We start from the raw sequence: 26,334 nt of genomic DNA, 5'->3' as shown, positions 1-26,334 counted from the left end.
CGCCCCGGCGGCTGAACCGCTCACGACGCGACGTCGCACAACGCGCTATCCCACTCACGCACGAACCGCTCGATCCCGAACCGCTCGCACGCATCGCGCTTCGCGGCCGCGCCCCACTCGCGCGCGAGATCCGGATCGCGGATCAGCATGCGCATCGCGTCGATCAATACCGCCGGCCGCGTATCGGCGACGCCGTTGCTGCCGCTCTTGACGAGCTGCGCCATCTCCGTCGTTGCGAGCGCAACGATCGGCAGCCCGATCATCATCGCCTCGATCACCGCGAGCCCGAGGCTCGTGTAGCGGATCGGATTGAAGAAGAACCGGTAGTGCGACAGGAACTGCGGCAGCGCCGGATTCGGCACCTCGCCGATGCCGCCGAGCGCGGTCGAGCCCATGCCGACCAGATCGAGCGGCACGCTGTGACGCACGGACTCGAACAGGTCCGCGCCGAGACGCCGCCCGCGCCGCGCGATGTTGTTCACGACCGTCACGCCCTTCGGCAGCGTGCCCCGATACTCGACGCCGTCCGGAATCAGCACGCCATGTTCGATCACGCGCGTCGGCGTGACGCCGCTGTCCCACATCAGTGCGTTGAACGGCGTCACGTGCACCAGCAATACGTTCGGGTCCTGCACCGGGTGCAGCGTGTCGGTCGGATGCTCGCGCGGCGGATCGTGTTCGACGAACAGCGCCGGCAACGCACGCTGCGCGTCGCTCAGGAGCCACAACCGGTCGTGCGCGTAGTGATTGTGATGCTGGTACAGCACGCAGTCGAACTCGGTGTCGCGCACGCACTCGACGGGCACCTCATACACGTTGTCGCCCCACGGCAGGTGCCCGACCCGCCCCGCGTAACCGGGCGGATGCTGCGGCTTCGTCACGATGTAGAAATCGTGCGGCGCCTGCGACAGGTAATACAGATAGTTGCCATGCACGTGCCAGGTGAGCACGCGCAACCGCTTACGTGACATGACGTCTCTCCTCCGCGAGCAGTTCGCCCGCTCGTTCCATCACGTCGTCGACGCCGATCGCCGTCGCGCACTCGTGCCCGTACGGGCACGTGTCGAACATGCACGGCCGGCAGGCCGGATAGTTCGCGAGCACGCGATGGCGTTCCGCGTCGAGCGGCGCCCAGCGTCCCGTATCGCTGCCGCAGGCGACGACGATGCTCGGCGTGCCGAACGCCGCCGCGACATGCGACACGCCCGTGTCGTTGCACAGCACGAGACGCGCGCGGCCGATCAGCGCGGCCAGCGCGCCGAGCGGCGTGCGCCCGCACAGGTTCACGCACGGCCGCGCGAGATGTTCGACGAACGCACCGGCCAGCGCAAGTTCCGCGCGCGTGCCGGTCAGCACGATCTGCCAGCCGTCGTCCGCGAGCTGCCGTGCCACGCTCGCGAAGCGCTCGACGGGCCAGCGCCGCGACGCCATCCGCGCGCCCGGATGAACGATCACGTAGCGGCTCGCATCGAGCGCATGTTCGTCGCACAGCACATGCCATAGCGCGTAGTCGAGGCCGCCGAGCGGAAATTCCAGGTAATCGCCCCAGTCCGGATAACCGAGCTTGCGCGTCAGCGCCAGGTAGCGCGTGACCTCGGGTTCGCCGTCGCGCCAGACGACCGAGCAGTCGAGCGCGGTCGTGCCGCCGTCGGGCGGCACGAAGCCGGCGGTGCGCGTCGCGCCGAGCGACGCGACGATCGCGTTGGTCTGCGCGCCGCTGCCGTGCAACTGGATCGCCAGATCGAAGTCGCGCGCACGGCATTCCGCGACGAACGCCTCGCGCGCGGCCGGATCGGCGTCCGGCTGCTCGCCCAGGCCCGGCGCACCGGGAAACGCGATGAAGTTGTCGACGTAATCGGAGAAGCGCGACGCGAACTCGCGCGCCCACGGCAAGCCGATCAGCGTGATGCGCGCGTGCGGCTCGCCGCGCCGCAGCGCGCGCAGCGCCGGCACCGCGCACAGCATGTCTCCGAGCTGCAGCGCACGGAATACCGCGATGCGTGCCGGGCCGGACGATGAAGCGGATTCGAGCATCATAGGAAAAACACCCGGAAGTGAAGTGCGCCGCGCACGCGCCAATACAACGACACGGGCGGAATCGCGATCGACGTGACGATCATCTCGGCAACATGCGACGGCGTGAGCCGCGTGCCGCGCAGCCGCTTTACGCAGAACGCGGCCGTGATCACGGCCCAGGCCACCGCGCACGCAATGCCCGGCGCGCGCCATCCGGCCGCGAAGCAGCCGATCGCGCCGAGCACGAACAGCACGGCCGCGTAGTAATTCCAAGGCGGCATCGCACGGATATGACGCCGGTAGGTCGCGCGATGCTTCTTGTACAGCAGCGCGTCGAAATACACCTTCGATTGCTGGCCGATGCTCGCGCCCCAGCGTGCGGGGCGCACCGGATGCACGATCCGCGCGGCGTCGACGCCGACGATCGGTCCCGCGTGCTCGCGCAGCGCGAACATCAGGTCGGCGTCTTCGCGCCATGCACGCGTGAAGCGCTCGTCGAACCCGCCGACGCACTCGAGCGCCGTGCGCCGCACGAAACAGTTCGCCGTCGCGAATTCCGCATGCGCGAGGCCGGCCGCGTCGCGCTCGTAGTCGGTCGGACGCGCGCGCAGCGGCACGTCGATCCGCCCCGCCGCGGCCACCGCCGCCGGTTCGGCCAGCAGCGCGGCCGCGCCATGACGCAGCCAGGTCGGATCGGGAATCGTGTCGTCGTCGGTGAACGCGATCAGTGCGCCGCGCGCGCTGCGCCAGCCGATATTGCGCGCGCCCGCCGGCCCCTGCGTATCGGGCGCGGTCATGTACCGGATCACCGGCACGTCGTTCACGCGTGCGCGACATGCGTCGACGGTCTCCCATGCGCTGCCGGCCGGGTCGTCGTCGACGACGACGATCTCGTAGGTGGTCGGATCGAACACCTGCACGCACAGCGCTTCAAGGCAGCGCTCGAGCAGGTCGGGCCGCCGATACGTCGGCACGACGACCGACACGACCGGCGGCAGTTGCACGTCGCGCATGTTCATCTCGGCTTCTCCAGCAGGAACGAGCCGATCACGAGCGCGTCGAGCGGTGAAGTCCAGAAGCACTCGATCGCGTCGCGCGGCGAACAGACGATCGGCTCGCCGCGCGTGTTGAACGACGTGTTGACGAGCACCGGCACGCCGGTCAGCGCGTCGAACTCGGTCAACAGCGCATGCAGCAGCGGATGCTGGTCTTCATCGACGGTCTGCACGCGCGCGGTGCCGTCGATGTGGCGCACCGCCGGAATCGTCGCTTCCGCCCCCGGCGCAACGTCGTACACGAACAGCATGAACGGCGCACGCAGCGGCATGCGCCGGCCGCCGTTGAACCACTGATGCGCCTTGCTTTCGAGCACGACCGGCGCGACCGGCCGGAAGTCCTCGCGATCCTTGATCCGGTTCAGCTTGCGCTGCATGTTCGGATCGATCGGCGACGCGAGAATCGAGCGGGCGCCGAGCGCGCGCGGGCCGAATTCCATGCGGCCCTGGAACCAGCCGATCACACGGTTCGCCGCGAGCAGCGCGGCGGTCTGGGCGGCGACGTCCGCGAGCCGCCGATACGGCAGTTGCGCGTCCGTCAGAAAGGCCTCGATCGCGTCGTCGCTGTACGACGGCCCGAGATACGCGTGATCCATCCGCCACTCGCCGCGCATCCCGCGCATCCGGAAGTCGGTCCACAGTGCGGCGCCGAGCGCGGTGCCCGCGTCGCCGGCGGCCGGTTGCACCCACACGTCGTCGAACGGGCCGTGATCGCGAATCTTCGCGTTCATCACGCAATTCAGCGCGACGCCGCCCGCCATCGCGAGCTGCCGTTCGCCGGTCTCGGCGGCGAGCCAGTCGACCGCCTGCAGCGTCGTCTCCTCGAGCACCAGTTGCAGCGCGTGCGCGATGTCGCAATGATGCGGCTCGATCGGTCCGCCGCGTGCACGCGATGCGCCGAACAGCGCGACGAGATCGGCATCGACGATCTCGTAGCGTCCGTCGCCGCGGTAGCTCACCAGCTTGCGCATCTCGTCGGCGAACACCGGCTTGCCGTACGACGCGAGCGCCATCACCTTGTACTCGTCGGACGAATGCAGGAAGCCGAGGTAGCGCGTCACGCGCTCGTACAGCAGGCCGAGCGAATGCGGCAGATTGACCTGACCGAGCCGCCGGTACGACTGGCCGTCGAACGCGCCGTAACTCGTCGTCGCGCGTTCGCCGCGCCCGTCCATCGTCATCACCGCGCAATGCTCGTACGGCGCCGCGAGAAACGCGCTGGCCTCGTGCGCGAGATGATGCTCGATGAAGTGCCAGCGGAACGGCCCGTCGTGCGCGACGCCGCGAAACCGTCGCTGCAGGTGGTGTGGCGCGCCGCCGGCGAGCTGACGCGGCGCGTTCACGATCGACGACAGGAACAACGGATGCCACGGCGACACGCCGTCGGCGCGCGGCGCATGCGCGGACGGCGCAAGCGGCAGCGTGAGCGCCGTCTCGGTGCCGTGACGATCGAGCTCGAGCCACGGATCGTACGAATACGCGACGTGGTCGACATCCGCGAGCGCGATGTCCGCTTCCGCGAGACAGTAATCGATCGCGTGATACGGCAGCTCCCACGTCGAGAACGGCACCGGCCGCTTCGCGTGCTTCACGTGCGTGAAGCGTTCTTCCTCGGCCGCCGCGATCACCATGCCGTCGCGCACGAGGCAGGCGGCGCTGTCGTGAAAGGCGGCGTTGATGCCGAGCGTATAGGTCGGAGCGGGCATGCGTCAGTTCCTCGTGGTGACATGCGCGAACGGAATCACGTTCGACGCGTTCGCCGCAGCCGGCTCGGCACCGCGCACGGCGGCCAGCGCGGCCGCGCGTTGCGCATGGCGCGCGCTGCCGCGCAACAGCGCGTGGGTCGCCTCAACGACGTCGTCGACGCTCACGCCGAGCAGGCACGGATGGCCGGGCTGGTCGCATACGCTGCGGTAGCAGTTGCGGCACGGCACGTCGACGTTCAACGCGCGGTGCGGCACGCGCCATGGCGTGTGCTGCGGATTGGTCAGCGCGTACAGGTCGACGACCGGCGTGCCGAGCGCGGCCGCGAGGTGCACCGGGCCGCTGTTGTTCGACAGCAGCAGGTCCGCCGTCTCGATCAGCGCGCCGAGTTCGCCGAGCGGCAGCGTGCCCGCGAGCGCCACGGCGCGCGGTCCCGCGCGTTCGCACACGGCATCGACGAGCTCACGCTCGTCGGCGCTGCCTGTCACCGCGATGCCGTCGAACAGCGGCGCAAGCCGCGCGGCCGCGGCGCCGAAGCGCTCGGCGGGCCAGCGGCGCGACGCCGCGCTCGCGCCCGGATGCACGACCAGCCAGCGCGCGCGCGACGGGCCCGGCCGGCGCGGACCGCCGATCCGCTGCAACGCGGCGCGCAACCGCTGGTGCAACGCGCGTCGCGCCGCATCGCCCGGCTCGAACGCCATCCGCCAGTCGGAGGTTTTCGCGCCGACGGCGCGCACCAGCGCAAGCTGGCGCGCGACCTCGTGGCGCACATGGGAATCCGGCTCGGTTTCGGGCACGCGATCGGTCAGTAGTTCGTACGGATTCTCGCGGCAATGCGCGAGCCTCAGCGGGATGCCGGCGAGCCAGCACATCATCGCGGCGGGCAGCGGGCTCTGGCTGTACACGGTGAAGATCACCGCCGCGTCGAAGCGGCCGGCCAGCAGCCGGTCGATCATGTCGAGATCGGTCACCGGATCGCCGTGCGCGTCCGGATGCTTGACCCATGGCGCGTCATACGTCCACACGTCGTCGACCATCGGCAGATGTTTCGTCAGCGCGGCGCCGGTACGCGACGTCAGCAGCGTGAGCCGGCGGCCGTGCCCGCTCTCCTTCAGCGCGCGCAGTGCGGGCGTCGTCATCAGCACGTCGCCGAGGCTGTCGAGCCGCACGCACAGGATGCGTCGGGCGCGCTCCCAGGCGGCGCTCATCGCCGCACCCACGAGCCGTGACGGCGCACGGCCTCGCATACGACGATGTCGGCGGCGAGATCGAGACGGTCGACCACATGGTGCGGCGTGCGCGCGGCATCGAGCCGCCATTCGGTCTCGTTGCCGCAGTCGACGAGTATCGTGTTGCAGCGCGCGGCGCGGCCGGCCTCGACGTCGTCGAGAATGTCGCCGATCATCCAGCTCCATTCCGCGACCGCGCCGAACGTGGCGATCGCGCGGCGCACCATCGCGGGGCGCGGCTTGCGGCAGACGCAGTCGCACGTGTAGCGCGGCACGCTGCCGGCCGGGTGATGCGGGCAATAAAAAAAATCCGCCAGCGTCGCGCCGTTCGCTTCGAACAATTCGGCGAGACGCTGACGGACCGCGCCAAGCTTCGATTCGTCAAAGTAGCCGAGCGCGACGCCCGGCTGGTTCGACACGACCGCGATCGGCATGCCCGTCGCGCCGAGCGTGCGCAACGCGCGCGCGGCGCCCGGCGCGAGCCGCATCCGCGCGGGGTCGACGTTGTACGGGACGTTCTCCAGCAACGTGCCGTCCTTGTCGAGCAGCACCGCGCCGGGCAGCCGTCGCTCACGCCTCAGGGCCATGACGTCTCCTTCATCGGCAACACCATCAGTTCCGGCACGACGGTGCCCGGCGGCTGCGTCAGCACGAAACGCACGGCGGCCGCGACGTGCTCCGGCGGCTGGAGCGTGTCCTCGTCGATGTCGGGGAAGCGGTCGAGCAGGAACGGCGTGCGCATCCCGCCCGCGACGATCGCGGACACGCTCACGCCGGCCGGCCGCAACTCCGCATGCAGCGCATGCGACAGCCCGAGCAGCCCCCACTTCGTCGCGTGATACGCGGACGCATTCGGCCATGCGCGTTTCGATGCGGTGGACGCGATGTTGACGATGTGCCCCGCGCCGCGCGCCTTCATCATCGGCACGACCGCGTGGCACATCAGGTACGGGCCGAACAGGTTGGTCAACAGCACCTGTTGCCAGGCGGCGACGCTGACGTCGTCGATCGGCGCGGTCACGTCGATCGCCGCGTTGTTGACGATCACGTCGAGATCGCCGAGCGCCTCGCGCGCGTCGTGCACGACCTGCAGCACCGACGCCTCGTCACGCACGTCGAGCGGCCTTCCGACCGCCTGGCCGCCATGCCGCTCGAGGCGCTGCGCGACGGCCGCCGCGCGATCGCCGTCGAGATCGGCGACGATCACGTGCGCGCCATGTTGCGCGAGTTCCTCGCAGATGGCTTCGCCCAGGCCGCGGCCGCCGCCCGTCACGAGCGCGGTGCGGCCGGCGAGCGGCGTTCGGGCTGGATCGTGAGTCGCGTTCAACATGCACCTCCTGCGAGTGTTCGAAGAATCGTGGCCGTGACGCTTGCCGCGACAAGCGCCGGTGCAGGAGGTACAGCGAGAACCGTGCCAGACTGCGCACGCCCGCGCCGCATCGGGCCGCCGCGCCCGCCGACGGGCTTTTTTATAAGCTGCTGTAAAAACCGGCGCGGCCTGCGGCGCTCAGATCGCGAGCCCGTCCGGCGTCGCCTGCGCGCGGTGCTTCGCGAGCGCGCGCAGGCAGTGCGCGATGCAGCCCGCGAACGCCTCGTCGAACCACGGCTGCGCGCCCGACACGCCGACCACGATCCCGTGCTGCGCGACGCCGCCCCACAGGTTCGTGTCGCCCGCGCGCAGCCGGTACGGCTCCAGCGCCTGCACGACGTGGCCGTCGCGGCCGGTTTCCCACGACAGTCGCGCCTTCGCGCGCGCATAGGCGCGATAGTCGGCGTCCCAGTCCTTCGGGTCGGGCAGCGAGAACTCATAGAGGATCGCGTCCTCGAACGCCGCGTCGCGCGGCCCGAGCGCCGGATCCATGATGACGATGTGCAGGCAACCGCTGTCGCCGACGAAGTCGCTCTCCAGCGCGGCCGACAACGTCGGCAACAGCAGTTCGACGGCCGCGACCGCGGCCTGGCGACTGGCGAACGCGCTACCGGCGCGACGCTCGGTCAGGGCTTCGGATGTCGCCGGGTTCGGAAGGTTCGGCATGGATATCTCCAGAGGAAAACGCGAGCGCACGGAGCGTCGCGGAACACGAAGCCGAGCGCGTTCAGCGGCAGGTTGATCCGAATGATGTACGCGTTGATCAGCACGAGATCATCGATCGTCATCGTGCCGCGAATGAAAGCGCGCGCCCGAGCCTGTGCAGATGGCCGAACGTGCGCACCGTAAACGATGCGGCCGTGTGCTGCGTGCCCTGCACGAAAGCCATGTCGCCCACTTCGTTCGGCGCGTTCGGCGCGAAGCGCACGCGAAGGCCGCGTGCGTCGCGATCGTCACGTGGCCGGTCGTCAGTGCCGGTCGTCATGCGCGCGATGCCTGTGTCCGCGGTTGAATCATCCTCGTATCGGCGGTCAACGGCGCTTTAACGGCGCGTGTCGCGATCGCGGCCGGCACCGCTGCCCGGTTCCGGCTCGCGCACCGCGGGCTGCGTCGGCGTGACCGTGCGCTGGGACGGATGCAGCACCATGCCCGTATCGTGGTCGCCGTTGTTGCGTTGCACGCGCACACGATTTTCGACGTCGCGCACGCACATGCAGCTATCGGCGATGTCCTCGATGTCGTGCCTCATCCAGCGCGACGGCACGGTCCCGTCGAGTTCGACGCGGCCGTCGCGCACCTGCACGGAAACGTCGCTCACGTCGATGTCGAGCGCATGCGCGAGTCGCTCGCAAACGTCCTCGCGAATCCGCTCGTCCGAGCGCGTATAGCCTTTCGGGCCGCGACGGTGGCGCATGGTGTCGCGTTGCGCATCGCTGCCGAAGCGCGACGGATCGCGAGAATCGTAATCGCGCTCGCCGCCATACCAGGCCATCCGGTGATGGCCACGGAACCCCTGCTGGTCGCCGCCGTAGCGGCGGGGACGACCGTTGCCGTCTTCCGGGCGACGGCCTCGGTCGCCATAGCCGCGTTCGGCTTCCCATGCCGGATCGCGCGCGCCGTCCGGGGCGTCGCGCCAGTCACCGCTTGCACCGCGCTGTTCGGCCGACGAGCGTGCCGAGCGCTCGCTCCATTCGCTGCCCCAGTCTTCCGGGCCGACGTCCTCGCTCGCGAAGCGCCGGTACGCGGATTCGTAGTCGGCATCCTGCCGTCGGGATTCGTCGCCGCGCAGATCGCGCTCGCCGGTGTCCCGGTACGCGCGTGCGCTGCGCTCCTGCCAGTCGGGCGGGCCGCTCCGTTCGGCTTGCCGTCCGGGATATCGTCGTTGCATCGTGTCCCTCCTTGTTCGCGGCTGTGCCGCGCGCGGCCCCATGTCGCGTCGCGGCGCGCGTCGGTCAACCGGTTGCAAGTCACGTGCCGCGTGGCCGGCGGTCGCGCAGAGGCGGCGCGCCGACGTCAATAGTCCGGTCCACGCCGTGATCGCCGTATCTCGCGCCCGATGCCCACGGACGGGCGACGCTGACCGGTCACTCGTCGCCGAATGTCCCTTGCCGGGCCTCCCTATCTGCAACGGGATTGCAGATTTTGCGCGGCCGGTCGCCGTGCAACGACCCTATACGTCGCCCGTGCCGGGTTCCTCAGGCGCGTCCGGATCGTCGACGCCGCCGGGCTCGCTCAGCCGTTCCGTGCGATCCGGCTCGATGTCGGCGCCTTCCTCGAGCCCCGCGTCGCCATCCGCGGACGCGCGCTCGCCGGTGCCCGCGCGGTCCGTATCGCTATCGAGGGCCGCGTCGCCGCGCTCCAGCGCGTGTTCGTCGAGCGGCGAATCGACGTCGAACGGATGGCGCCGCGCGCCCGCCGTGTCGCTGCCGCTGTCGGACGAGTCGCTCGGCCCCAGGGCGCGGCCGTCGCGCCCGCGCCGCGCGTTGTCGTCGTCCGGGCCGGCCGGTTCGTTGTCGGGGTTCAGTGTGCTGTTCATGTCGATGCCCTCGTGTAGCCGCAAAGCGTCGCACCGCTCCCGGCCGGGGCTCTCGCGCCCGTCCCGTCGCGGCGTGCGGACCGGACGGCGATGCAATCGCCATGCCGCACCGCCGCCGCCCGGCCGTCCGCCGGCAGGATTTCGCACCGCGCGCGCCGCGCGGCACAGGCCATGCGCCCCCATTGATCAGGTGAATTGACCTCCCTTATGCTTTCGGGCGTGTCAATCCGATTTGAATGGCCGCCGCCGGCCGGGCCGGCTGCGGCGGGGCGGCGTTCTTCCGCCCGCATCCGACTTGCCGTGACGATGAAGACAAACGACACCATTTCCGATCCGCCCCCGCCGCTCGGACACAACGACGCGCGCGATCTGCTGCACCGCTTCGCCGAGTTTCGCTTCGAGACCGTCGTCGGTGCGATCACCGACTACGCGGTGTTCATGCTCGACACGCATGGCAACGTCGCGACGTGGAACGCGGGCGCCGAGCGCATCAAGGGCTATCGCACGGCCGACATCGTCGGCCACCATTTCTCGCGCTTCTATCCGCCCGACGCGATCGCCGCCGGGCGGCCCGCATTCGCGCTCCGGGAAGCCGTCGCGCACGGTCGCTTCGAGGACGAAGGCTGGCGCGTGCGCAAGGACGGTTCGCTGTTCTGGGCCAGCGTGACGATCACGGCCGTGCGCGACCATGCGGGCCAGCTGGCCGGCTTCATCAAGATCACGCGCGACATGACCGAGCGCAAGCGGCTCGCCGAGCTCGAAGTGTCGACGCACCGGCTCAGCGTGTTCATCGCGATGCTCGCGCACGAATTGCGCAACCATCTCGCGCCGCTGCGCCATTCTGTCGGCGTGCTGCAGAGCCTGCCCGATCCGGCGCCCGCGCTCGCGCAATGCCGCGACGCCGTGCACCGCCAGGTCGGACAGTTGACGCGGCTGGTCGACGATCTGCTCGACGTCGGGCGCATCACCGCCGGCAAGGTCGAACTCGACGACGCGCCGGTGACCGTGCGCGACCTCGTCTGCCGCGGCGTGGAAAGCATCCAGCCGAAGCTGGCCGTGCGCGAGCAGCACATTCGCGTCGACCTGCCGGCCGATCCGCTGGTGGTGCGCGGCGATGTGGCGCGGCTCGTCCAGGTGCTGCACAACCTGCTCGACAACGCGTCGAAATTCTCGCCGCAGGGCGGGCGCATCGACGTCTGCGCGCGCGCCGAAGGGCCGACCGTCGCGATCCGCGTAACCGATCACGGTGTCGGCATCGCGCCGGGCGCGCTCGAATCGATCTTCGACCTGTTCGAACAGGAAGGCGCGTCGGGCCGGCGCCCGTCGGACGGCTTCGGGCTCGGCCTCGCGATCTGCCGGTCGTTCGTCGAGCTGCACGGCGGGATGATCGCCGCTGAAAGCAGCGGCCCCGGCCATGGCGCGACGTTCACGGTGCGGCTGCCGATCGAGCACGCGACGCGCGCGGCGCCCGGCGACGCGCCCGCACCGCGCGCAGCCGAACAGCCGGCCGGTGCGCCGCTGCGCATCGTCATCGTCGACGACAACCGCGACTCCGCCGACACGCTCGCCGTGCTGCTGCAGGTCAAGGGTCACGCGCCGCACGTCGCGTACAACGCGAGCGACGCGCTGGCGCTCGCGAGCGAGGTCGTTCCGCACCTGATGCTCGTCGATCTCTCGATGCCCGACGTCGACGGCTTCACGCTGCTGCACGAACTGCGCGCGATCGACGTGCTGGCCGACACGACCTGCGTCGCGTTGTCCGGCCATGCGAGCCCGGCCGACCTCGCACGCACCGCGAGCGCGGGCTTCGACGATCACCTCGTCAAGCCCGTCGAGATGGCGGTGCTCGACGCGCTGCTGCAGCGCGTCGCCCGCCAGGTTCACGACACGCGCTGACCGTTCAGGCCATCGCGCGGCACATCGCGGCGCAGGTATCGCATGCCAGCGCGCAGCGCCGGCAATGGTCGTGCGCGTGCTGCAGGCATTCGGCCGCACACAGATCGCATGCAAGCGCGCAAAGCGCACACACCTGGGGCGCGAGCACGCTGGCGCGCGCCATCGCGCCCGATGCAAGGCGGCACAGCTGCGCGCACTCGATGTCGAGCGCGATGCAGGCGGTCAGGGTGTGCGCCTCGGGTTCCGCCAGGCATCCCGCGATACATGCGTCGCACGCATGCGCGCACGCGTCGCATGCGGCCATGCAGTTGTCGTAGCGATCGTCGATCTCGTTCATCACTGCCCTCCTCCTTCCGGTTCGCATCGTCATGGCGTCAGCTTCACCTTCATCCAGCCAGGCTCGCGCACGTCGAACGCGCGATACGCGTCGATCGCGTTCGTCAGCGGCTCGCAGCGTGTCAGCACGGACGCCGGGTCGAACGCCCCGCTGCGCACGAGCTCGATCAGCCGCGGCGTGATGGTCCGGTGATTGCAGTTGCCCATCTTGATCGTCAGGTTCCGGTTCATCGCCTCGCCGACCGGGAACACGCGCGCCTGCGGCGGATACACGCCGATGATCGCGACCGTGCCGGCCTTCGCGACCACGCGCACCGCCCATTGCAGCACCTGCGACGGCCCGTCGCCGGGTATCCAGTAGCGGCCGTCCGGCTTGCGGCGCGGTGCGACGGCGTCGACTTCCGCATCGAACGCGCGCGCCGCGTCGCGATCGGCGGTGGCCAGGCCGTGCGTCGCGCGCATCGCGTCGACGCCGACCGCGTCGATCGCACGATCGACACCGATCCCGCCGGTGAGCCGCAGCACCGTGTCGACCGGGTCCTCCTCGGAGAAGTCGATGGTCTCGGCGCCTTGCGCGCATGCCATCTCGAGCCGCGACGCGATGCGGTCGATCGCGATCACGCGCCCGGCGCCCATCAGCTTCGCGCTCGCGATCGCGAACTGACCGACCGGCCCGGCGCCGAATACGGCCACCGTGTCGCCCGGCTTGACCTCCGCGAGCTGCGCGCCGAAGTAGCCGGTCGGGAAAATGTCGGACATCAGGATCGCGCGGTCGTCGTCGATCGCGTCGGGCAGCCGGATCAGGCTCGCGTTCGCGAGCGGCGTGCGCGCGTATTCGGCCTGCAGCCCGTCGAACGGCCCCGTGTCGGCCGGTCCGCCGTAGAACGCGGTGCCCGCGCGCGGCCCGCCCGGGTTCGCGACGTCGCATTGCGCGGTGTAGCCCGCGCGGCAGTACACGCAGCTGCCGCACGCGATCGTCGATGGAATCAGCACGCGATCGCCACGCTTCAGGTTGCGGACGTCGCGCCCGACCGTCTCGACGATGCCGACGCCCTCATGGCCGAGGATCGTGCCCGGCTTCATCCCGCCGAGCGTGCCGCGCACCATGTGCAGGTCGGTGCCGCAGATCGCGCTGGCCGTGAGGCGCACGACCGCATCGGTCACGTCGGCGACTTCCGGGTCGGGTACCGTATCGATGCGAATATCGCCGATGCCGTGAAATACGACTGCTTTCATGTCAGGCCCTCCTTGTCGAAAGCGGAAACGGTGTGGATACCGTCGCGCTGTTCGAGCAAGGCGCGCGCCCGTCGGCGAGGGGAACACCGGGCGGTTCGCGTTTTGGTTCGTCGTCGCGAACGCGTCGATGGCGCAACGGGAGTCGCGGTACGCCGGCCTCCGCGCTTGTCGCGACGCTGCAACGACCGTTGCATACGCAACGCGTTGACCGTAGCGTGCATCCGTCAACGCACGGTCGCCAGCCCGCTCACGCGTGCGTCGCGCCCTGCTGCTCGAGCGCCGCTTCCGCGCGCAGGCAATCGAGATCGCGGCCGATCGTCGCGACCGCGAGCCGTGCGTTGCCGTGCCAGTACGTCACCGAACCGTCGTGCGCGCGCAGGTCGCCGTCGATCTCGACGCGATCCCATTGCTCCGCGTGTCCGACATAGCGCACCGTCAGGTCGTAGTGCTGGCTCCAGAAGAACGGCACGGCGTCGAACGGCTGCTGCCGGCCGAGCATGTTGCGCGCCGCGACGATCCCCTGTCGCTCCGCGACGACCCAGTGCTCGACGCGAATGCGTTCGCCCGTCAGCGGATCGGGCCAGCGCGCGATGTCGCCGGCCGCGTAGATGTCCGGCGCGCTCGTCTGCAGGAAACGGTCGACCGTCACGCCGCGATCGACGGCCAGCCCCGCGTCCTGCGCAAGCGTGACGTTCGGATGCACGCCGATGCCGACCAGCACGACATCCGCCGGCAGCACGTCGCCGTTCGACAGCGTGACGCGATCCGACGCGATCTGCGCGGGCGTCGCGCCGAGATGGAACGCCACGCCGTGCGACTCGTGCAGCGCGCGGATCGTATCGCCGAGCGCGTCGCCGAGCACGCGCGCCATCGGCCGCGCATCGGGCGCGACCACGTCTACGTCGAGCCCGCGCGTGCGCAGCGCGGCGGCCGCTTCGAGGCCGATGAAGCTCGCGCCGACCACGACGCAGCGCCGCGCGGCCTTCAGCTTGCCGATCAGCGCATCGCAATCGGCACGCGAACGCAGCACGCACACGTGCGGAAGATCGGCGCCCGGTACGCTCAGACGGTTCGGCTCGGCACCGGTGGCGAGCAGCAGCGCGCCGTAGCCGACGCGGCTGCCGTCCGCGAGTTCGACCGCGTGTTGCGCGGGGTCGATCCGCGCGACGCGCGTGCCGCAGCGCACGTCGATGCGCTGGTCGGTATAGAACGACGCGCCGCGCAGCGGCAACCAGTCGGCTTCGGCCGTGCCGGCCAGATAGTCCTTCGAGAGGTTCGGTCGATCGTACGGCGGCTCGCTGTCCGCGCTCAGCAGCGTGATCGCGTACGGATAGCCTTCCTGCCGCAGCGTCACGGCCGCCGAGATCGCGGCCGCCCCACCGCCGACAATCACCACCGATTCGGGCAATCCGGGCGCATTCGACACGGGCGGCGACGCGGCAGGCTGCGCGCCGAGCACGACCGCGCGGCCGTCTCGACGTTCGACGCGCCAGCATGTCAGGCCGTCGAGCGCCGGCGCACGCAGCCGTTCGCCGGTGCGCAGGCAGAACGCCGCGTGATGCCACGGGCAGCGAATCGTGTCGCCGACCAGCAGCCCATCGGCCAGCGGTGCGCCGTAGTGAGGGCATTGCGCGCCCACGGCAAACAGGGCGTCGGCGCGGCGCACCAGCAGCACCGCGTCGTCGCCGACCTGGCCCTCGATCATCGCGCCGTCGGCGATGTCATCGAGCGAAATGCCCTGCGCAAGATCGGGGCGTGAAGACGATGCGTCGCTTCCGGACATGGCGCGGCTCCCGGCTGAGGTAACGATCCCATTATCGGCGTCCTTCCTGAAAAGAGCAGGGGCGGACGACCCCGCGGCGCACGCAAACGCGAACCACCGCTCGTACGCGATCCGCAACCGGCGCGGAACGTCATCGACGTTGCGGCGCAACACGCTGGATACGCGTGCGCGGGTGTCAAGCGGGCGAAGCAATCCGCATGCCGTGTACGGCGTGCGGCCTGGCGAGCATCCCGGGCGGGCCGGACACGGCGAGCTTGCCGGCTGCGGCCATTTCAACGATGACACTGCTATCGATGTGGAATCCTTCGTTCTTCGCCGACGGCGCCGGCCACGCGCACGCGGGCGGCGTTACCGACGCGTGTGCGCATCTTCCTCGACATCGTCGACTTCCGCCGGAAAACGATGCTGACCGAAACTGAGGATCAGTACGCCTACCGCGAGCAGCACGATTCCGAACGTGGTCATCAGCATTCGCTCGGGGCTGTCGGTGGCGCCGCGCAGGATCAGGTCGCGCGCAAGCGACGTCATCGCGATGAACAGCGGAAAGCGCACCGGCAGCCGGCCGAGCCGCAGGTAACGCACGTCCATCGCGAGCACTTCGAGATACAGGAACATCAACAGCAGGTCGGTCAGCGACACCTCGCCCGCGAGCACAACCTTCCACGCTTCCTGCGTCATCGCGAAAGCGGTCGCGAGACCGATCACGATCAGCCCGGCCAGCTCGGCCGCATGGAGGAAGTGTCCGAAGCGGCGGCGGATGCGCTCGGCGGCCGTATCGGCGGAAACAGTGGACGTATTCAAAACGATGACCCGTGCAATGGCTTAGGCGCCGCGATCGATACTCCATCGACACGGCGGATGGTTTCGCGAGGATGAACGGTTGCGCACGCATCTATCCGGGCGATAGCACTCATGGAACGCGACGCAGGCATCTCGTCGCCCGTGCGGTCCGGCGACAACCGGTAGCCGGGATACCGTTCGAGGCGATCGAGCCGCGCGTTCACCTGCGCGTTGCTGAGCATCAGGCTGGACGCCGCGCCGGCCACCCCGCCATGCTCGATCACTGCACCGAAAATACGCGTCTCTTCCAGAAGGTTCATCATGATGGTTCTCGTCGGCGGGCGGAGCGAATCCAATCTACTGCACGCGCCACGCCCGCTCAAGAGCACAGCGCCGCGCGCTTCAGGAGTACAGCTGCACGCCCGCTGCGCGAAATCGGACCCCGATCAATCCATTCGAATGACAGTTCGCCGATACGTGTTCCAAAGACCCGCCGAAGCTGCTAGATTGCATGCTCGACGCCGTCACGCGGTGCGGCAAGGTCACGCGCCGGGCGAATGCGCGGCCACCCCTGCCACCCGTTGCGCCCGGGCGGCAGGCCGCCGCCGTGGCCCGTTGCGCGACGCATGCGCAACGAACGTCCTTCATCCGCATGTCACAAAGAGAACAGTCGCATGACACAGTCCAACCGTTCGTCTTCGCGCGCCGCGGCATTCGCGGCCCGTCCGTCCCGACATGACTGACCGGCAGGCCGCGATGCAAACCCTTCCCCCGCTCTCCCAGGCCGTTCACAGTCCGATCACGCGCAGCGCGATCTTCCTCGTCGCAACCGTCAACCCGGGCCCCGACCGCGCCGACACGATCCGCGCGTGGTGCGGCGACATCGCCGCGCTCGTGCGCTCGGTCGGCAAGCGCGTGCCGGGCGGCAACCTGTCCTGCGTGTGCGGCTTCGGCGCCGACGCATGGGATGCGCTGTTCGGCGATCCGCGCCCCGCGTCGCTGCATCCGTTCCGCGAATTCGGCGCCGGCCAGCGTGTCGCGGTCGCGACGCCGGGCGACATCCTGCTGCACATCCGCGCCGAGGCGATGGATCTGTGCTTCGAACTCGCCACCCAACTGCTCGGCGCGCTCGGCGACGCGGTCACGGTCGTCGACGAGGTGCACGGCTTCCGCAACTTCGACCAGCGCGCGATGATCGGTTTCGTCGACGGCACAGAGAACCCGGAAGGCCGCGAGGCGGTCGACTTCACGGTGATCGGCGACGAGGATTCGGCATTCGCGGGCGGCAGCTACGTGATCGTGCAGAAGTACCTGCACGACATGGCCGGCTGGAACGCGCTCGCGGTCGAGACGCAGGAGCGCATCATCGGGCGCACCAAGCTGTCCGACATCGAGCTCGCGCCGGACGTGAAACCGTCGTGTTCGCACAGCTCGCTGACCACGCTCGACGAAGACGGCAAGGAAGTGAAGATCCTGCGCGACAACATGCCGTTCGGGCGCCCCGGCTACGGCGAATTCGGCACCTATTTCATCGGCTACGCGCGCTCGCCGGCGCCGATCGAACAGATGCTCGAGAACATGTTCGTCGGCCGCCCGCCCGGCAACTACGACCGGCTGCTCGACTACAGCCGCGCGGTCACCGGCTCGCTGTTCTTCGTGCCGTCGGCCGACCTGCTCGAAGCGCTCGCCGATCGCGCCGCACCGGCCGCCGACGCCGCTGCCCCCTCGCAGCCGGCCCCCACCTCCCCCGAGTCGCGCCGTGACGGCTCGCTGAACATCGGATCGCTGAAAGGAGCCAAAGCCCATGAATAACCTGCACCGCGAACTCGCGCCCGTTTCCGCCGCCGCCTGGGAACAGATCGAGGAGGAAGTGGCACGCACCTTCAAGCGCTCGGTGGCCGGGCGCCGCGTGGTCGACGTCGAGGGCCCGGCCGGCCCCGCGCTGTCGGCCGTCGGCACCGGGCATCTGCGCGAGGTCGCCGCGCCGCGCGAGCAGGTGAGCGCACGGTTACGCGAAGTGCGTACGATCGTCGAGCTCACGGTGCCGTTCGAATTGAGTCGCGATGCGATCGACAGCGTCGAGCGCGGCGCGCGCGACGCCGACTGGCAGCCGGCGAAGGACGCCGCGCAACGGCTCGCATTCGCGGAAGACGGCGCAATCTTCGACGGCTACCTGGCCGCGGACATCGTCGGCATCCGCGAAGGCACGTCGAACCGCAAGCTCACGCTGCCGGCCGACGTCGGCGCGTACCCGGACGCCATCAGCGATGCGCTGGAAGCATTGCGGCTCGCCGGCGTCGACGGCCCGTACTCGGTCGTGCTCGGTTCGGACGCCTATACGGCGCTGAGCGAAGCGCGCGACCAGGGCTACCCGGTCCTCGGCCACATCAAGCGCATCGTCAGCGGCGAGATCATCTGGGCGCCGGCGATCAGCGGCGGCTGCGTGCTGTCCACCCGCGGCGGCGACTATGAACTGCACCTCGGCGAAGACGTGTCGATCGGCTACACGAGTCACACCGACACGGTCGTTCGCCTGTACCTGCGCGAAACGTTCACGTTCCTGATGCTGACGAGCGAGGCATCGGTGGCCGTGGCGCCGCAGGCCACCGCGGCGACCTGACGTCCCGCCCGCGCGCGATGCCTGCCGGGCATCGCGTGCACCGGCCGCGTTGCCGGCCGTACGTTCGTCGTCGCCGCACCATCCTGAATGGAGGCGTGAAATGAGCGAATCGAATGACGCATTACAGGCGCTGCAAGCGTCGGTCGACAGCCTGAAGCAGGCCGTCGACGCGAACGCGAGCCGCCACGCCGGCGACACCGCCGTGCTCTTCACCGTGGTGGCGCTGATGCTGGCCGAGCTGCCGCCCGACACCCGCAACCTGATCGAGGATTCATTCTCCGTCTGGGCCAACGATCTGCAGGATGCAGCCCTGTCATCCGCCGTGAAGCAGATCGCACGACAGCGACTTGCGATGACGCTCTCCGACTGACGCCGCTTCGCCGCCACCTTTTCGTATCCCGCACGCCGCACCCGCGTGCGCGCTCGTCTGTACTCCTTGCATCTCCCGAGCACATGCATGTGAGGGTGCAATTCGCGGCCGCGCCGATGCGGAACTGTGTCTTGGAGGCCCCGGGCCGATTCGCTATTTTGAACGCAGTCGAAGCAATGCCGCGGGCTCCGCGAAGCGCCGGCGTTGCTGGCGTCGAACGCGACCGGTCGCGAAGGCATTCGGCAAGACGTCGTCCGGTGCGAGGATGGACGCGCACTGAAACCCGACGGGCCCGGATGCACGGGCCCGCATGACCGGCTCCGTCCGCGGGACGGGACCGCCCCATGCCGCGACGCGGCGCAACCCGAGCCACCCTGCAGCGGGTCCGGCTCATGGAGAGTCACATGACAAATCGACGCGAAGTGTCGGGCATCAGAAAGTACGATGGACCCGCCGGCGGTTGGGGCGCGCTTCGCGCGACAGCCGATGCCGTGCGCACGCAGATGGAAACCATCGAGGCGCCGATCGTGCTGATGCGGACGAATCAGCCCGACGGTTTCGACTGCCCCGGCTGCGCATGGCCCGACAAGGAACACAAGTCGACGTTCCAGTTCTGCGAGAACGGCGCGAAGGCCGTCACGTGGGAAGCGACGACCAAGCGCGTGACGCCCGAGTTCTTCGCGGCGAACACGGTGTCGTCGCTGCTGCGACTGTCAGACTACGAGCTGGAGAACGAGGGCCGGCTCACGCATCCGCTCGTCTACGATCGCGTGACCGACACGTTCCGCGCAGTCGAATGGGACGACGCATTCGCGCGCATCGGCGAGGTGCTGCGCGCGTTGCCGCCCGAGCAGGTCGAGTTCTATACGTCGGGCCGCGCGTCAAACGAAGCCGCGTACCTGTATCAGCTCTTCGCGCGCGAGCTCGGCACCAACAATTTCCCCGACTGCTCGAACATGTGCCACGAGCCGACCAGCGTCGGCCTGCCGCAGTCGATCGGGATCGGCAAGGGCACGGTGTCGCTGGAGGATTTCGACCACTGCGAGCTGATCATCTCCATCGGCCACAACCCCGGCACGAACCACCCGCGCATGATGGGCACGCTGCACGAGTGCTCGCGCCGCAACGTGCCGATCATCGTGTTCAATCCGCTGCGCGAGCGCGCGCTCGAACGCTTCGCGGATCCGCAGGACATGATCGAGATGGCGTCGTTCGGCTCGACACGCATCGCTTCGACGTACTATCAGGTCGACGCGGGCGGCGACGCCGCCGCGCTGAAAGGCATCATGAAGGCGCTGCTGCGGCTCGAGACCGAGCGCGGCGACGTGCTCGACCGCGACTTCATCGCGCAGCACACCGACGGCTTCGACGCGTTCTCCGCCGACCTGCAGGCGACGTCGTGGGGCGACATCGAGCGCGCGAGCGGCCTGAGCCAGGCGCAGCTCGAACAGGTCGCGCTCGCCTACGCGAAGTCGAACGCGACGATCGTCACGTACGGGATGGGCGTCACGCAGCACAACAAGGGCACCGCGACCGTGCGCCTGATCGCCGACCTGCTGCTGATGCGCGGCAACTTCGGCAAGCCCGGTGCAGGCATATGCCCGCTGCGCGGCCACTCCAACGTGCAGGGCAATCGCACCGTCGGCATCACCGAGAAGCCATCGGCCGAATTCCTGCAGAAGATCGAGGACGTGTGCGGCTTCAAGCCGCCCGCGCATCACGGGCACGACGCGGTGCAGGCGATGCAGGCCATGATCGACGGCCAGGCCAAGGCGCTGCTGTGCCTCGGCGGCAACTTCGCGGTCGCGCTGCCCGATCCCGAGCTGTCGTTCCCCGCGATGGCGAAGCTCGATCTGAGCGTGCATCTCGGCACGAAGCTGAACCGCTCGCATCTGCTGGTGGCAAAGGAAACCTACGTCCTGCCCGTGCTCGGCCGCACCGAGCTCGACATGCAGGCGAGCGGCCGGCAGTCGATCACCGTCGAGGATTCGATGTCGATGGTCCATGCATCGGCCGGCAAGCTCAAGCCGGCGTCCGACCAGTTGCGCTCGGAGCCCGCCATCGTCGCCGGAATCGCGCATGCGACGCTGCCGAACAGCAAGGTCGCATGGCTCGACCTGATCGCCGACTACGACCGCATCCGCGACCTGATCGATCGCACGGTGCCCGGCTTCGAGGCGTTCAACGAACGGATCCGCACGCCGGGCGGCTTCCGCCTGCCGCTGCCGCCCACCGAGCGCGTGTGGCCCACGCCGACCGGCAAGGCGACATTCTCGGTCTACAAGGGCGTGAAGGAAGACGCCAACGTGCTCGGCGCCGAGCAGGTGCTGCGGCTGATCACGCTGCGCAGCCACGATCAGTACAACACGACGATCTACGGGCTCGACGACCGCTATCGCGGTGTGTTCGGGCGGCGCGACGTGCTGTTCATGAACGCGGCCGATCTCGCGAAGTACGGGCTCGAACACGGCGACCTCGTCGACGTCGAGACGATCACCGCATCCGGCCGCACGCTGCGTCTCGAGAAGATCACCGCGATCGAGTACGACATCGCGCCGGGGTCGGTCGGCGCGTATTACCCGGAAGCGAACGTGCTCGTGCCGCTCGACTACATCGACAAGGAAAGCGGCACGCCGTCGTACAAGTCGGTGCCGGTGCGGGTCGCGCGTTCCGTGGGTGTGTGATTCGCGGCGCGGGCGAGATTGCGACGTCCGGTACGACATGCCGCGCGCCTGAACCGGCTCGCCGCCCCTCTTCCCCCTCTCCCGGCCGCCGCGTCGCATCCGATGCGGCGGCCGCTTCCTTTCGTCACGTCGAGAGACGATCCGTTTACCGCGCCGCCGACGACGGCAGCTGCGCGCCCGTCTGGCGGCGCCGGTACGCGCTGTCGCGGGTCGCGAGCCAGTAGTACAGCGGCGACGTCAGCACCAGCCCGACGAGCCACGACAGGTCGGCGCCGCCGAGATGCGCGGGAATCGGGCCCGCATACATCGGCGTGTTCATGAACGGAATCTGCACGGCGATCCCGATCGCATACGCGAGCAACGCCTGCGGATTGAAGCGGCCGTATACGCCGCCGTCCGCCATGAAGATCGACTGGATGTCGTACTTGCCCTTGTGGATCACGTAGAAGTCGATCAGGTTGATCGCCGTCCATGGCACCAGCACGACGAGCAGCGCGAGCACGAGATCGACGAGATTGCCGACGAAGTTCGTCGACGCGCCGATCGCCGCGTAGCAGCATGCGATGAAGATCACCACCGACACCACCGCGCGCGTCTTCGCGGTCGGAATCCACTTGTACGCGAAGGTCTGCACCGACGTGATGACGGCGAGCACTGCGCCGTAAAGGTTCAGCGCGTTGTGGCTGATCACGCTCAGCAGGAACAACACCAGCATCAGCGGGCCGAGCGGGCCGGTCGCCTGCTTGACCGCATCCATCGTGTCCGCACCGGCCGGCACCGCGAGCACCGCGACCGCGCCGAAGATGAACGCGAGCGTCGAGCCGATCGTGCAGCCGAGATAGGTCGCCCAGAACGTCGACGCGACGCCGACGTCCTCCGGCAGGTAACGCGAATAGTCAGACACGTACGGCGCGAACGCGATCTGCCACAACGCGGACAGCGACACCGTCGCCAGCCACCCGGCGAAGTCGAAGCCGCCGCGCGTGAGGAAATCGGCGGTGCTCACGTGCGACAGGATCATCCAGAAGCCGACCACGATGCCGATGCCGAGCACCCACGTGCCGATCCGGTTCAGGATGTGGATGAATCGGTAACCGACGATCCCGATCAGCCCGGATCCCACCGCGCCGATCACGATGCCGACGGGCACCGGCACCGACGACGCAATGCCGTGCACCGACTTGCCGGCCAGCACGATGTTCGATGCGAAGAAGCCGACGTACATCACCGCCGCGATCACCGTGACCAGCAGCGCCCCCCACGAGCCGAACTGCGCGCGGCTCTGGATCATCTGCGGGATGCCCATCTGCGGCCCCTGCGCCGAATGCAGCGCCATCAGCACGCCGCCGACCGCCTGGCCGACGACGATCGCGACGATCGCCCACATCAGGTTCAGGTGAAAGAGCTGCACGCCGAGCGCGCCGGTCACGATCGGCAGCGGCGCGATGTTGCCGCCGAACCAGAGCGTGAACAGGTCGCGCACCTTGCCGTGGCGTTCTGCGGGCGGCACGTAGCCGATCGTGTGTTTCTCTATCATGGGGGACGCGTTGCGGTCCGCGGTCGTCATGGCGAAGTCTCCTGTCCTGCGCGGCGATGCGCGCGTGCCGTGTCAGCCGGCGCGCGCCGAAGCGTGCGCCTGCAATCGGGTCCGGATACGCTGGCGGCAGTTCGCCGCGCGCATGCGCGCTTTTGTCGCGATCCGGATTGGAGACGATGGTGCGCCACGCATGCGGCGCCCGGAAAATACTAAAAATATTTCCGAGACATACGAAAAAGCTCTGCAGCGGAAATGTCGGCGCCGATTTTCTTCAGGTAAGGTGCTACCCGAAACGATGGACCGATTACGCGCTCCGGCGACGCATGTGCGCCGGGGCCGAGTATCAGAGGTGCCTGTGGCTCACTACACTTTGCGGCAACTGAAATATTTCGTGACGACGGTGGAATCCGGCAGCGTCGCCGAGGCGTCGCGCCAGCTCTTCATCGCGCAGCCGTCGATCTCCAGCGCGATCAAGGGGCTCGAGGAGAGCTTCGGCGTGAAGCTGTTCATCCGTCATCACGCGCAGGGCGTGTCGCTGACGCCATCCGGCACGCGTTTCTACCGGAAGGCGCAGGAACTGCTGCGCATCGCGCACGAATTCGAACAGAACGCGCTCGCCGACAACGACGTGATCACCGGGCAGATCGACATCGGCTGCTTCGAGACCGTCGCGCCGCTCTACCTGCCGCAATTGATCGCGGGCTTTCGGGAACGCTATCCGGGCGTCAACATCCGGCTGCGCGACGGCGACCAGCAGGAGCTCGTGCAGGGCCTGACGGCCGGCACCTTCGATCTCGCGTTCCTTTACGACCACGATCTCGACGGCACGATCGAAACCGAGCCGCTGATGCCGCCGCAGCAGCCATACGTGCTGCTGCCGGAGAACCACCGGTTCGCGGGCCAGTCGCACGTATCGCTGCACGACCTCAGCGTCGAGCCGATGATTCTCCTCGACGTGCTGCCGAGCCGCACATACTTCGTCAGCCTGTTTCGCGAGCTCGGGCTCACGCCGAACATCGTGTTCGCGTCGCCGTCGATCGAAATGGTGCGCGGCATGGTCGGCCAGGGATTCGGCTTCTCGCTGCTCGTCACGCGGCCGCACTCCGAATACACGTACGACGGCCGGCGCGTCGTGACGATCGCCCTCAGCGAAACGGTGAGCCCGTCGGGGCTCGTGAGCGCGCGGCTGAAGCGCGGTCAGCTGACGAAGCAGGCGCAGTCGTTCGTTGAGTTCTGCCGCGAGCGGCTGGCGCAGATCGTCGCGGAATCGGCGCGATAGCAACAAGGAAACCGCACGCGCCGCGAAGCGGCGGCGTGCGAGATGCGGCATGCGGCTCCGCAGCCTGATCAGTCATCCGAAGCGAGATACGCCGCGAGACGGCCCAGCATCGCGTCGCATCCGTTCAGTTGCTCGACCGCGACGAACTCGTCGGGCTTGTGCCCCTGGTCCATGCTGCCCGGCCCGCACACAACGGTCGGAATGCCGGCCTGCCCGAACAGCCCGCCCTCGGTGCCGAACGCGACCGTGCCGAATGCGTCGGAGCCGCTCAGCATCGCGAGCAGCCGCGCGGCCTCGCTGTCCGGCGACGTCGCGAGCCCCGGATACGCACCGAGCGGTTGCAGTCGGATATCGGTATCGGGTTGCACCGCGCGCATCTTCGGCAACAGTTCGGATTCCGTATAATCCTGCAGCTTTCTCGGCACGTCATGTGCGTCGAACGCCGGCAGCGCCCGCACTTCGAAATCGAATTCGCATTCGGCCGGCACGATGTTCAGCGCGCGGCCGCCCTTGATCAACCCGGCCTGCACGGTCGAGAACGGCGGATCGAAGCGGCTGTCGTGATGCTCGGGCCGCGCGAGCGCCGCGCCGATCTCGCCGAGCCGGCCGATCAGCTTCGCCGCGTAATCGATCGCGTTGACGCCGAGCGGCGCGTATGCCGAGTGACACGCGGCGCCCTTCACGTGGCAGCGCATCGCGAGCTTGCCCTTGTGACCGAGCACCGGCTTCAGTTCGGTCGGCTCGCCGATCAGGCACAGGCGCGGCCGGTGCTCGCGCACGGCCAGCGCATCGAGCATCGGCCGCACACCGAGACAGCCGACTTCCTCGTCATACGAAAACGCGAGATGCACCGGCAGGCTCAGCGGCCGCGCGACGAACGCCGGCACGGCCGCGAGCACCGACGCGATGAAGCCCTTCATGTCGGCCGTGCCGCGCCCGTACAGCCGGCCGTCGCGCTCGGTCAGCCGGAACGGCTCGACCGTCCACGCCTGCCCGTCGACCGGCACCACGTCGGTATGGCCCGACAGCGCGATGCCGCCGCGATCGCGCGGCCCGATCGTCGCGTACAGGCTCGCCTTCGTGCGTTCCGCGTTATAGAACAGCTCGCTCGGGACGCCGAGGCCGTCGAGGTAATGGCGGATGAATTCGATCATCGCGAGATTCGAATCGCGGCTGACCGTCGCGAAGCCGATCAACCGTTCGAGCAATGCCCGGCTCGACGTGTCACTCATCGCCCGGCACTCCGTAGCTCGGCGCGGCCGTCGGGTTCAGCGCGCGTGTCTGGTAATCCTGCATCTGCGGGCGATACGCTTGCCACAGCGCATCCAGTTGCCCGATCGGATCGGCATCGGCCCAGTCGACGCGCAGGTCGACGATCGGCCAGGTCACATCGCCGACCACCTTCAGTGCCGCCGAATGCACCGGTCCGGCCTCGCCGCCCGCCGCGATCGCCGCGTGCATCGCGGCCAGCAAGCGGTCGGCCAGCAGCCCGGGCGACTGCTCGAACGCACGCGCCATCGCGTCGATCACGCCCGGCGCGGCCAGCAGGTTGCCGGCCGCCACGCATTGCTCGCCCTCAACCGCATGGTGCGTGCCGAGCGCTTCCTTGCCGGTGAAGCACGCGGTCTGCCCCTGTCCGTCGATCACCGTGACCTGCCGATATTGGCTCCAGCCGTTCGCGCTGAGCGCGCGGTCGAGCGCGGCCGCCGGCGCGAGCTGCCGGTGCTCGATCAGGTCGAGGATCTGCGGGCCGAGCGCCGGCAGCGTGACGTTCTGCGTGGCGACCGCGCCGACGCCCGCGCGCACCCACGGGCAGCGCGCGCCCACCGCGATGCTCGACGAGCTGATCGCGATCCCGAGCTGCCCCGTTTCCGGACAGCGCCCGACGATGGAGAAAGTCATGT

General features: G+C 69.0%; 25 protein-coding genes. 6 read left to right on the top strand and 19 right to left on the bottom strand.

Features of this window, described 5'->3' with window-relative positions; all coding sequences use genetic code 11:
- Positions 1-20: 20 nt before the first annotated feature.
- The 11 genes from WS46_RS29935 to WS46_RS29885 all read right to left on the bottom strand — a co-directional run bounded on the left by WS46_RS29935 (position 21) and on the right by WS46_RS29885 (position 9,909).
- Positions 21-971, bottom strand: a complete 951-nt coding sequence (locus WS46_RS29935) for a glycosyltransferase (RefSeq protein WP_059692868.1) — start codon at positions 969-971, stop codon at positions 21-23.
- Entirely contained in the window at positions 961-2,037 is a 1,077-nt protein-coding gene (locus WS46_RS29930) for a glycosyltransferase family 9 protein (protein WP_059692865.1), read from the bottom strand. Before WS46_RS29930 ends, WS46_RS29935 begins: the two co-directional genes overlap by 11 nt.
- Complete coding sequence (locus WS46_RS29925) at positions 2,034-3,035, bottom strand: glycosyltransferase family 2 protein (RefSeq protein WP_059537079.1); 1,002 nt, start codon at positions 3,033-3,035, stop codon at positions 2,034-2,036. Before WS46_RS29925 ends, WS46_RS29930 begins: the two co-directional genes overlap by 4 nt.
- Positions 3,032-4,777 carry a carbamoyltransferase C-terminal domain-containing protein gene (locus tag WS46_RS29920; protein ID WP_059692863.1) on the bottom strand — a complete coding sequence of 582 codons (1,746 nt, stop codon included), beginning with the start codon at positions 4,775-4,777 and terminating at the stop codon, positions 3,032-3,034. Before WS46_RS29920 ends, WS46_RS29925 begins: the two co-directional genes overlap by 4 nt.
- Before the next feature lie 3 nt (positions 4,778-4,780).
- A complete protein-coding gene (locus tag WS46_RS29915) occupies positions 4,781-5,983 on the bottom strand; it encodes a glycosyltransferase family 9 protein (protein WP_059693177.1) in 1,203 nt (400 codons plus the stop codon).
- On the bottom strand, positions 5,980-6,591 hold the full coding sequence (locus tag WS46_RS29910; protein WP_059692860.1) for an HAD-IIIA family hydrolase: 612 nt from the start codon (positions 6,589-6,591) through the stop codon (positions 5,980-5,982). The genes WS46_RS29915 and WS46_RS29910 overlap by 4 nt, the downstream gene beginning before the upstream one ends.
- Positions 6,582-7,334 (bottom strand): SDR family oxidoreductase, encoded by a 753-nt coding sequence (locus WS46_RS29905; RefSeq protein ID WP_156441481.1) that lies wholly within the window; start codon positions 7,332-7,334, stop codon positions 6,582-6,584. The genes WS46_RS29910 and WS46_RS29905 overlap by 10 nt, the downstream gene beginning before the upstream one ends.
- A gap of 177 nt (positions 7,335-7,511) precedes the next feature.
- Positions 7,512-8,039, bottom strand: coding sequence for a hypothetical protein (locus WS46_RS29900; RefSeq protein WP_059692858.1), 528 nt, complete (start codon positions 8,037-8,039; stop codon positions 7,512-7,514).
- Positions 8,040-8,157: 118 nt separating this feature from the next.
- Positions 8,158-8,358 (bottom strand): hypothetical protein, encoded by a 201-nt coding sequence (locus WS46_RS36185; protein WP_059692855.1) that lies wholly within the window; start codon positions 8,356-8,358, stop codon positions 8,158-8,160.
- 57 nt (positions 8,359-8,415) lie between these two features.
- On the bottom strand, positions 8,416-9,261 hold the full coding sequence (locus WS46_RS29890) for a BON domain-containing protein (RefSeq protein ID WP_059692852.1): 846 nt from the start codon (positions 9,259-9,261) through the stop codon (positions 8,416-8,418).
- A 282-nt stretch (positions 9,262-9,543) separates the two neighbouring features.
- On the bottom strand, positions 9,544-9,909 hold the full coding sequence (locus tag WS46_RS29885; protein ID WP_059692850.1) for a hypothetical protein: 366 nt from the start codon (positions 9,907-9,909) through the stop codon (positions 9,544-9,546).
- 306 nt (positions 9,910-10,215) lie between these two features.
- On the opposite strand from WS46_RS29885, the gene WS46_RS29880 reads away from it, so the two are divergent.
- Positions 10,216-11,805, top strand: a complete 1,590-nt coding sequence (locus WS46_RS29880; RefSeq protein WP_059692849.1) for an ATP-binding protein — start codon at positions 10,216-10,218, stop codon at positions 11,803-11,805.
- Between the two features lie 4 nt (positions 11,806-11,809).
- Here WS46_RS29880 and WS46_RS29875 read toward each other — a convergent pair whose 3' ends face one another.
- The 5 genes from WS46_RS29875 to WS46_RS29855 all read right to left on the bottom strand — a co-directional run bounded on the left by WS46_RS29875 (position 11,810) and on the right by WS46_RS29855 (position 16,263).
- The gene (locus WS46_RS29875; RefSeq protein WP_059537105.1) at positions 11,810-12,142 is read right to left on the bottom strand and encodes a four-helix bundle copper-binding protein; all 333 of its coding nucleotides are present in this window, start codon (positions 12,140-12,142) and stop codon (positions 11,810-11,812) included.
- Positions 12,143-12,171: 29 nt separating this feature from the next.
- Positions 12,172-13,377 (bottom strand): zinc-dependent alcohol dehydrogenase, encoded by a 1,206-nt coding sequence (locus tag WS46_RS29870; protein ID WP_059692847.1) that lies wholly within the window; start codon positions 13,375-13,377, stop codon positions 12,172-12,174.
- Positions 13,378-13,624: 247 nt separating this feature from the next.
- Positions 13,625-15,160 (bottom strand): FAD-dependent oxidoreductase, encoded by a 1,536-nt coding sequence (locus WS46_RS29865; protein ID WP_059692843.1) that lies wholly within the window; start codon positions 15,158-15,160, stop codon positions 13,625-13,627.
- Positions 15,161-15,508: 348 nt separating this feature from the next.
- On the bottom strand, positions 15,509-15,961 hold the full coding sequence (locus WS46_RS29860; protein ID WP_059537117.1) for a phosphate-starvation-inducible protein PsiE: 453 nt from the start codon (positions 15,959-15,961) through the stop codon (positions 15,509-15,511).
- Positions 15,958-16,263 (bottom strand): LysR family transcriptional regulator, encoded by a 306-nt coding sequence (locus WS46_RS29855; RefSeq protein ID WP_059692841.1) that lies wholly within the window; start codon positions 16,261-16,263, stop codon positions 15,958-15,960. Before WS46_RS29855 ends, WS46_RS29860 begins: the two co-directional genes overlap by 4 nt.
- A 412-nt stretch (positions 16,264-16,675) precedes the next feature.
- Between WS46_RS29855 and WS46_RS29850 the strand changes: the two genes are divergently transcribed.
- The 4 genes from WS46_RS29850 to WS46_RS29835 all read left to right on the top strand — a co-directional run bounded on the left by WS46_RS29850 (position 16,676) and on the right by WS46_RS29835 (position 21,614).
- On the top strand, positions 16,676-17,752 hold the full coding sequence (locus WS46_RS29850; protein ID WP_059692838.1) for a Dyp-type peroxidase: 1,077 nt from the start codon (positions 16,676-16,678) through the stop codon (positions 17,750-17,752).
- The gene (locus tag WS46_RS29845) at positions 17,745-18,560 is read left to right on the top strand and encodes a family 1 encapsulin nanocompartment shell protein (RefSeq protein ID WP_059692836.1); all 816 of its coding nucleotides are present in this window, start codon (positions 17,745-17,747) and stop codon (positions 18,558-18,560) included. Before WS46_RS29850 ends, WS46_RS29845 begins: the two co-directional genes overlap by 8 nt.
- 100 nt (positions 18,561-18,660) lie before the next feature.
- Positions 18,661-18,930, top strand: coding sequence for a hypothetical protein (locus WS46_RS29840; RefSeq protein ID WP_059537134.1), 270 nt, complete (start codon positions 18,661-18,663; stop codon positions 18,928-18,930).
- Between the two features lie 404 nt (positions 18,931-19,334).
- Complete coding sequence (locus WS46_RS29835; protein WP_059692834.1) at positions 19,335-21,614, top strand: FdhF/YdeP family oxidoreductase; 2,280 nt, start codon at positions 19,335-19,337, stop codon at positions 21,612-21,614.
- Positions 21,615-21,759: 145 nt separating this feature from the next.
- Here the strand turns inward: WS46_RS29835 and WS46_RS29830 are convergent, their stop codons facing one another.
- Complete coding sequence (locus WS46_RS29830) at positions 21,760-23,181, bottom strand: cytosine permease (protein ID WP_059692832.1); 1,422 nt, start codon at positions 23,179-23,181, stop codon at positions 21,760-21,762.
- A 325-nt stretch (positions 23,182-23,506) separates the two neighbouring features.
- Between WS46_RS29830 and WS46_RS29825 the strand changes: the two genes are divergently transcribed.
- Positions 23,507-24,430, top strand: coding sequence for a LysR family transcriptional regulator (locus WS46_RS29825; RefSeq protein ID WP_059537143.1), 924 nt, complete (start codon positions 23,507-23,509; stop codon positions 24,428-24,430).
- Positions 24,431-24,498: 68 nt separating this feature from the next.
- On the opposite strand, the gene argE is transcribed toward WS46_RS29825, so the two are convergent.
- Together argE and WS46_RS29815 are read right to left on the bottom strand one after the other, a co-directional pair.
- Positions 24,499-25,662, bottom strand: a complete 1,164-nt coding sequence (gene argE, locus WS46_RS29820) for an acetylornithine deacetylase (protein WP_059692830.1) — start codon at positions 25,660-25,662, stop codon at positions 24,499-24,501.
- On the bottom strand, positions 25,655-26,332 hold the full coding sequence (locus WS46_RS29815; protein ID WP_059692828.1) for a DUF1028 domain-containing protein: 678 nt from the start codon (positions 26,330-26,332) through the stop codon (positions 25,655-25,657). Before WS46_RS29815 ends, argE begins: the two co-directional genes overlap by 8 nt.
- Between the last annotated feature and the right edge of the window lie 2 nt (positions 26,333-26,334).

The organism is Burkholderia sp. RF4-BP95, from assembly GCF_001521985.1.
GTDB classification, from domain to species: domain Bacteria; phylum Pseudomonadota; class Gammaproteobacteria; order Burkholderiales; family Burkholderiaceae; genus Burkholderia; species Burkholderia diffusa.
Note: the sequence above shows the minus strand (reverse complement) of the source record. Positions and strands in the feature narration are given on the sequence as shown.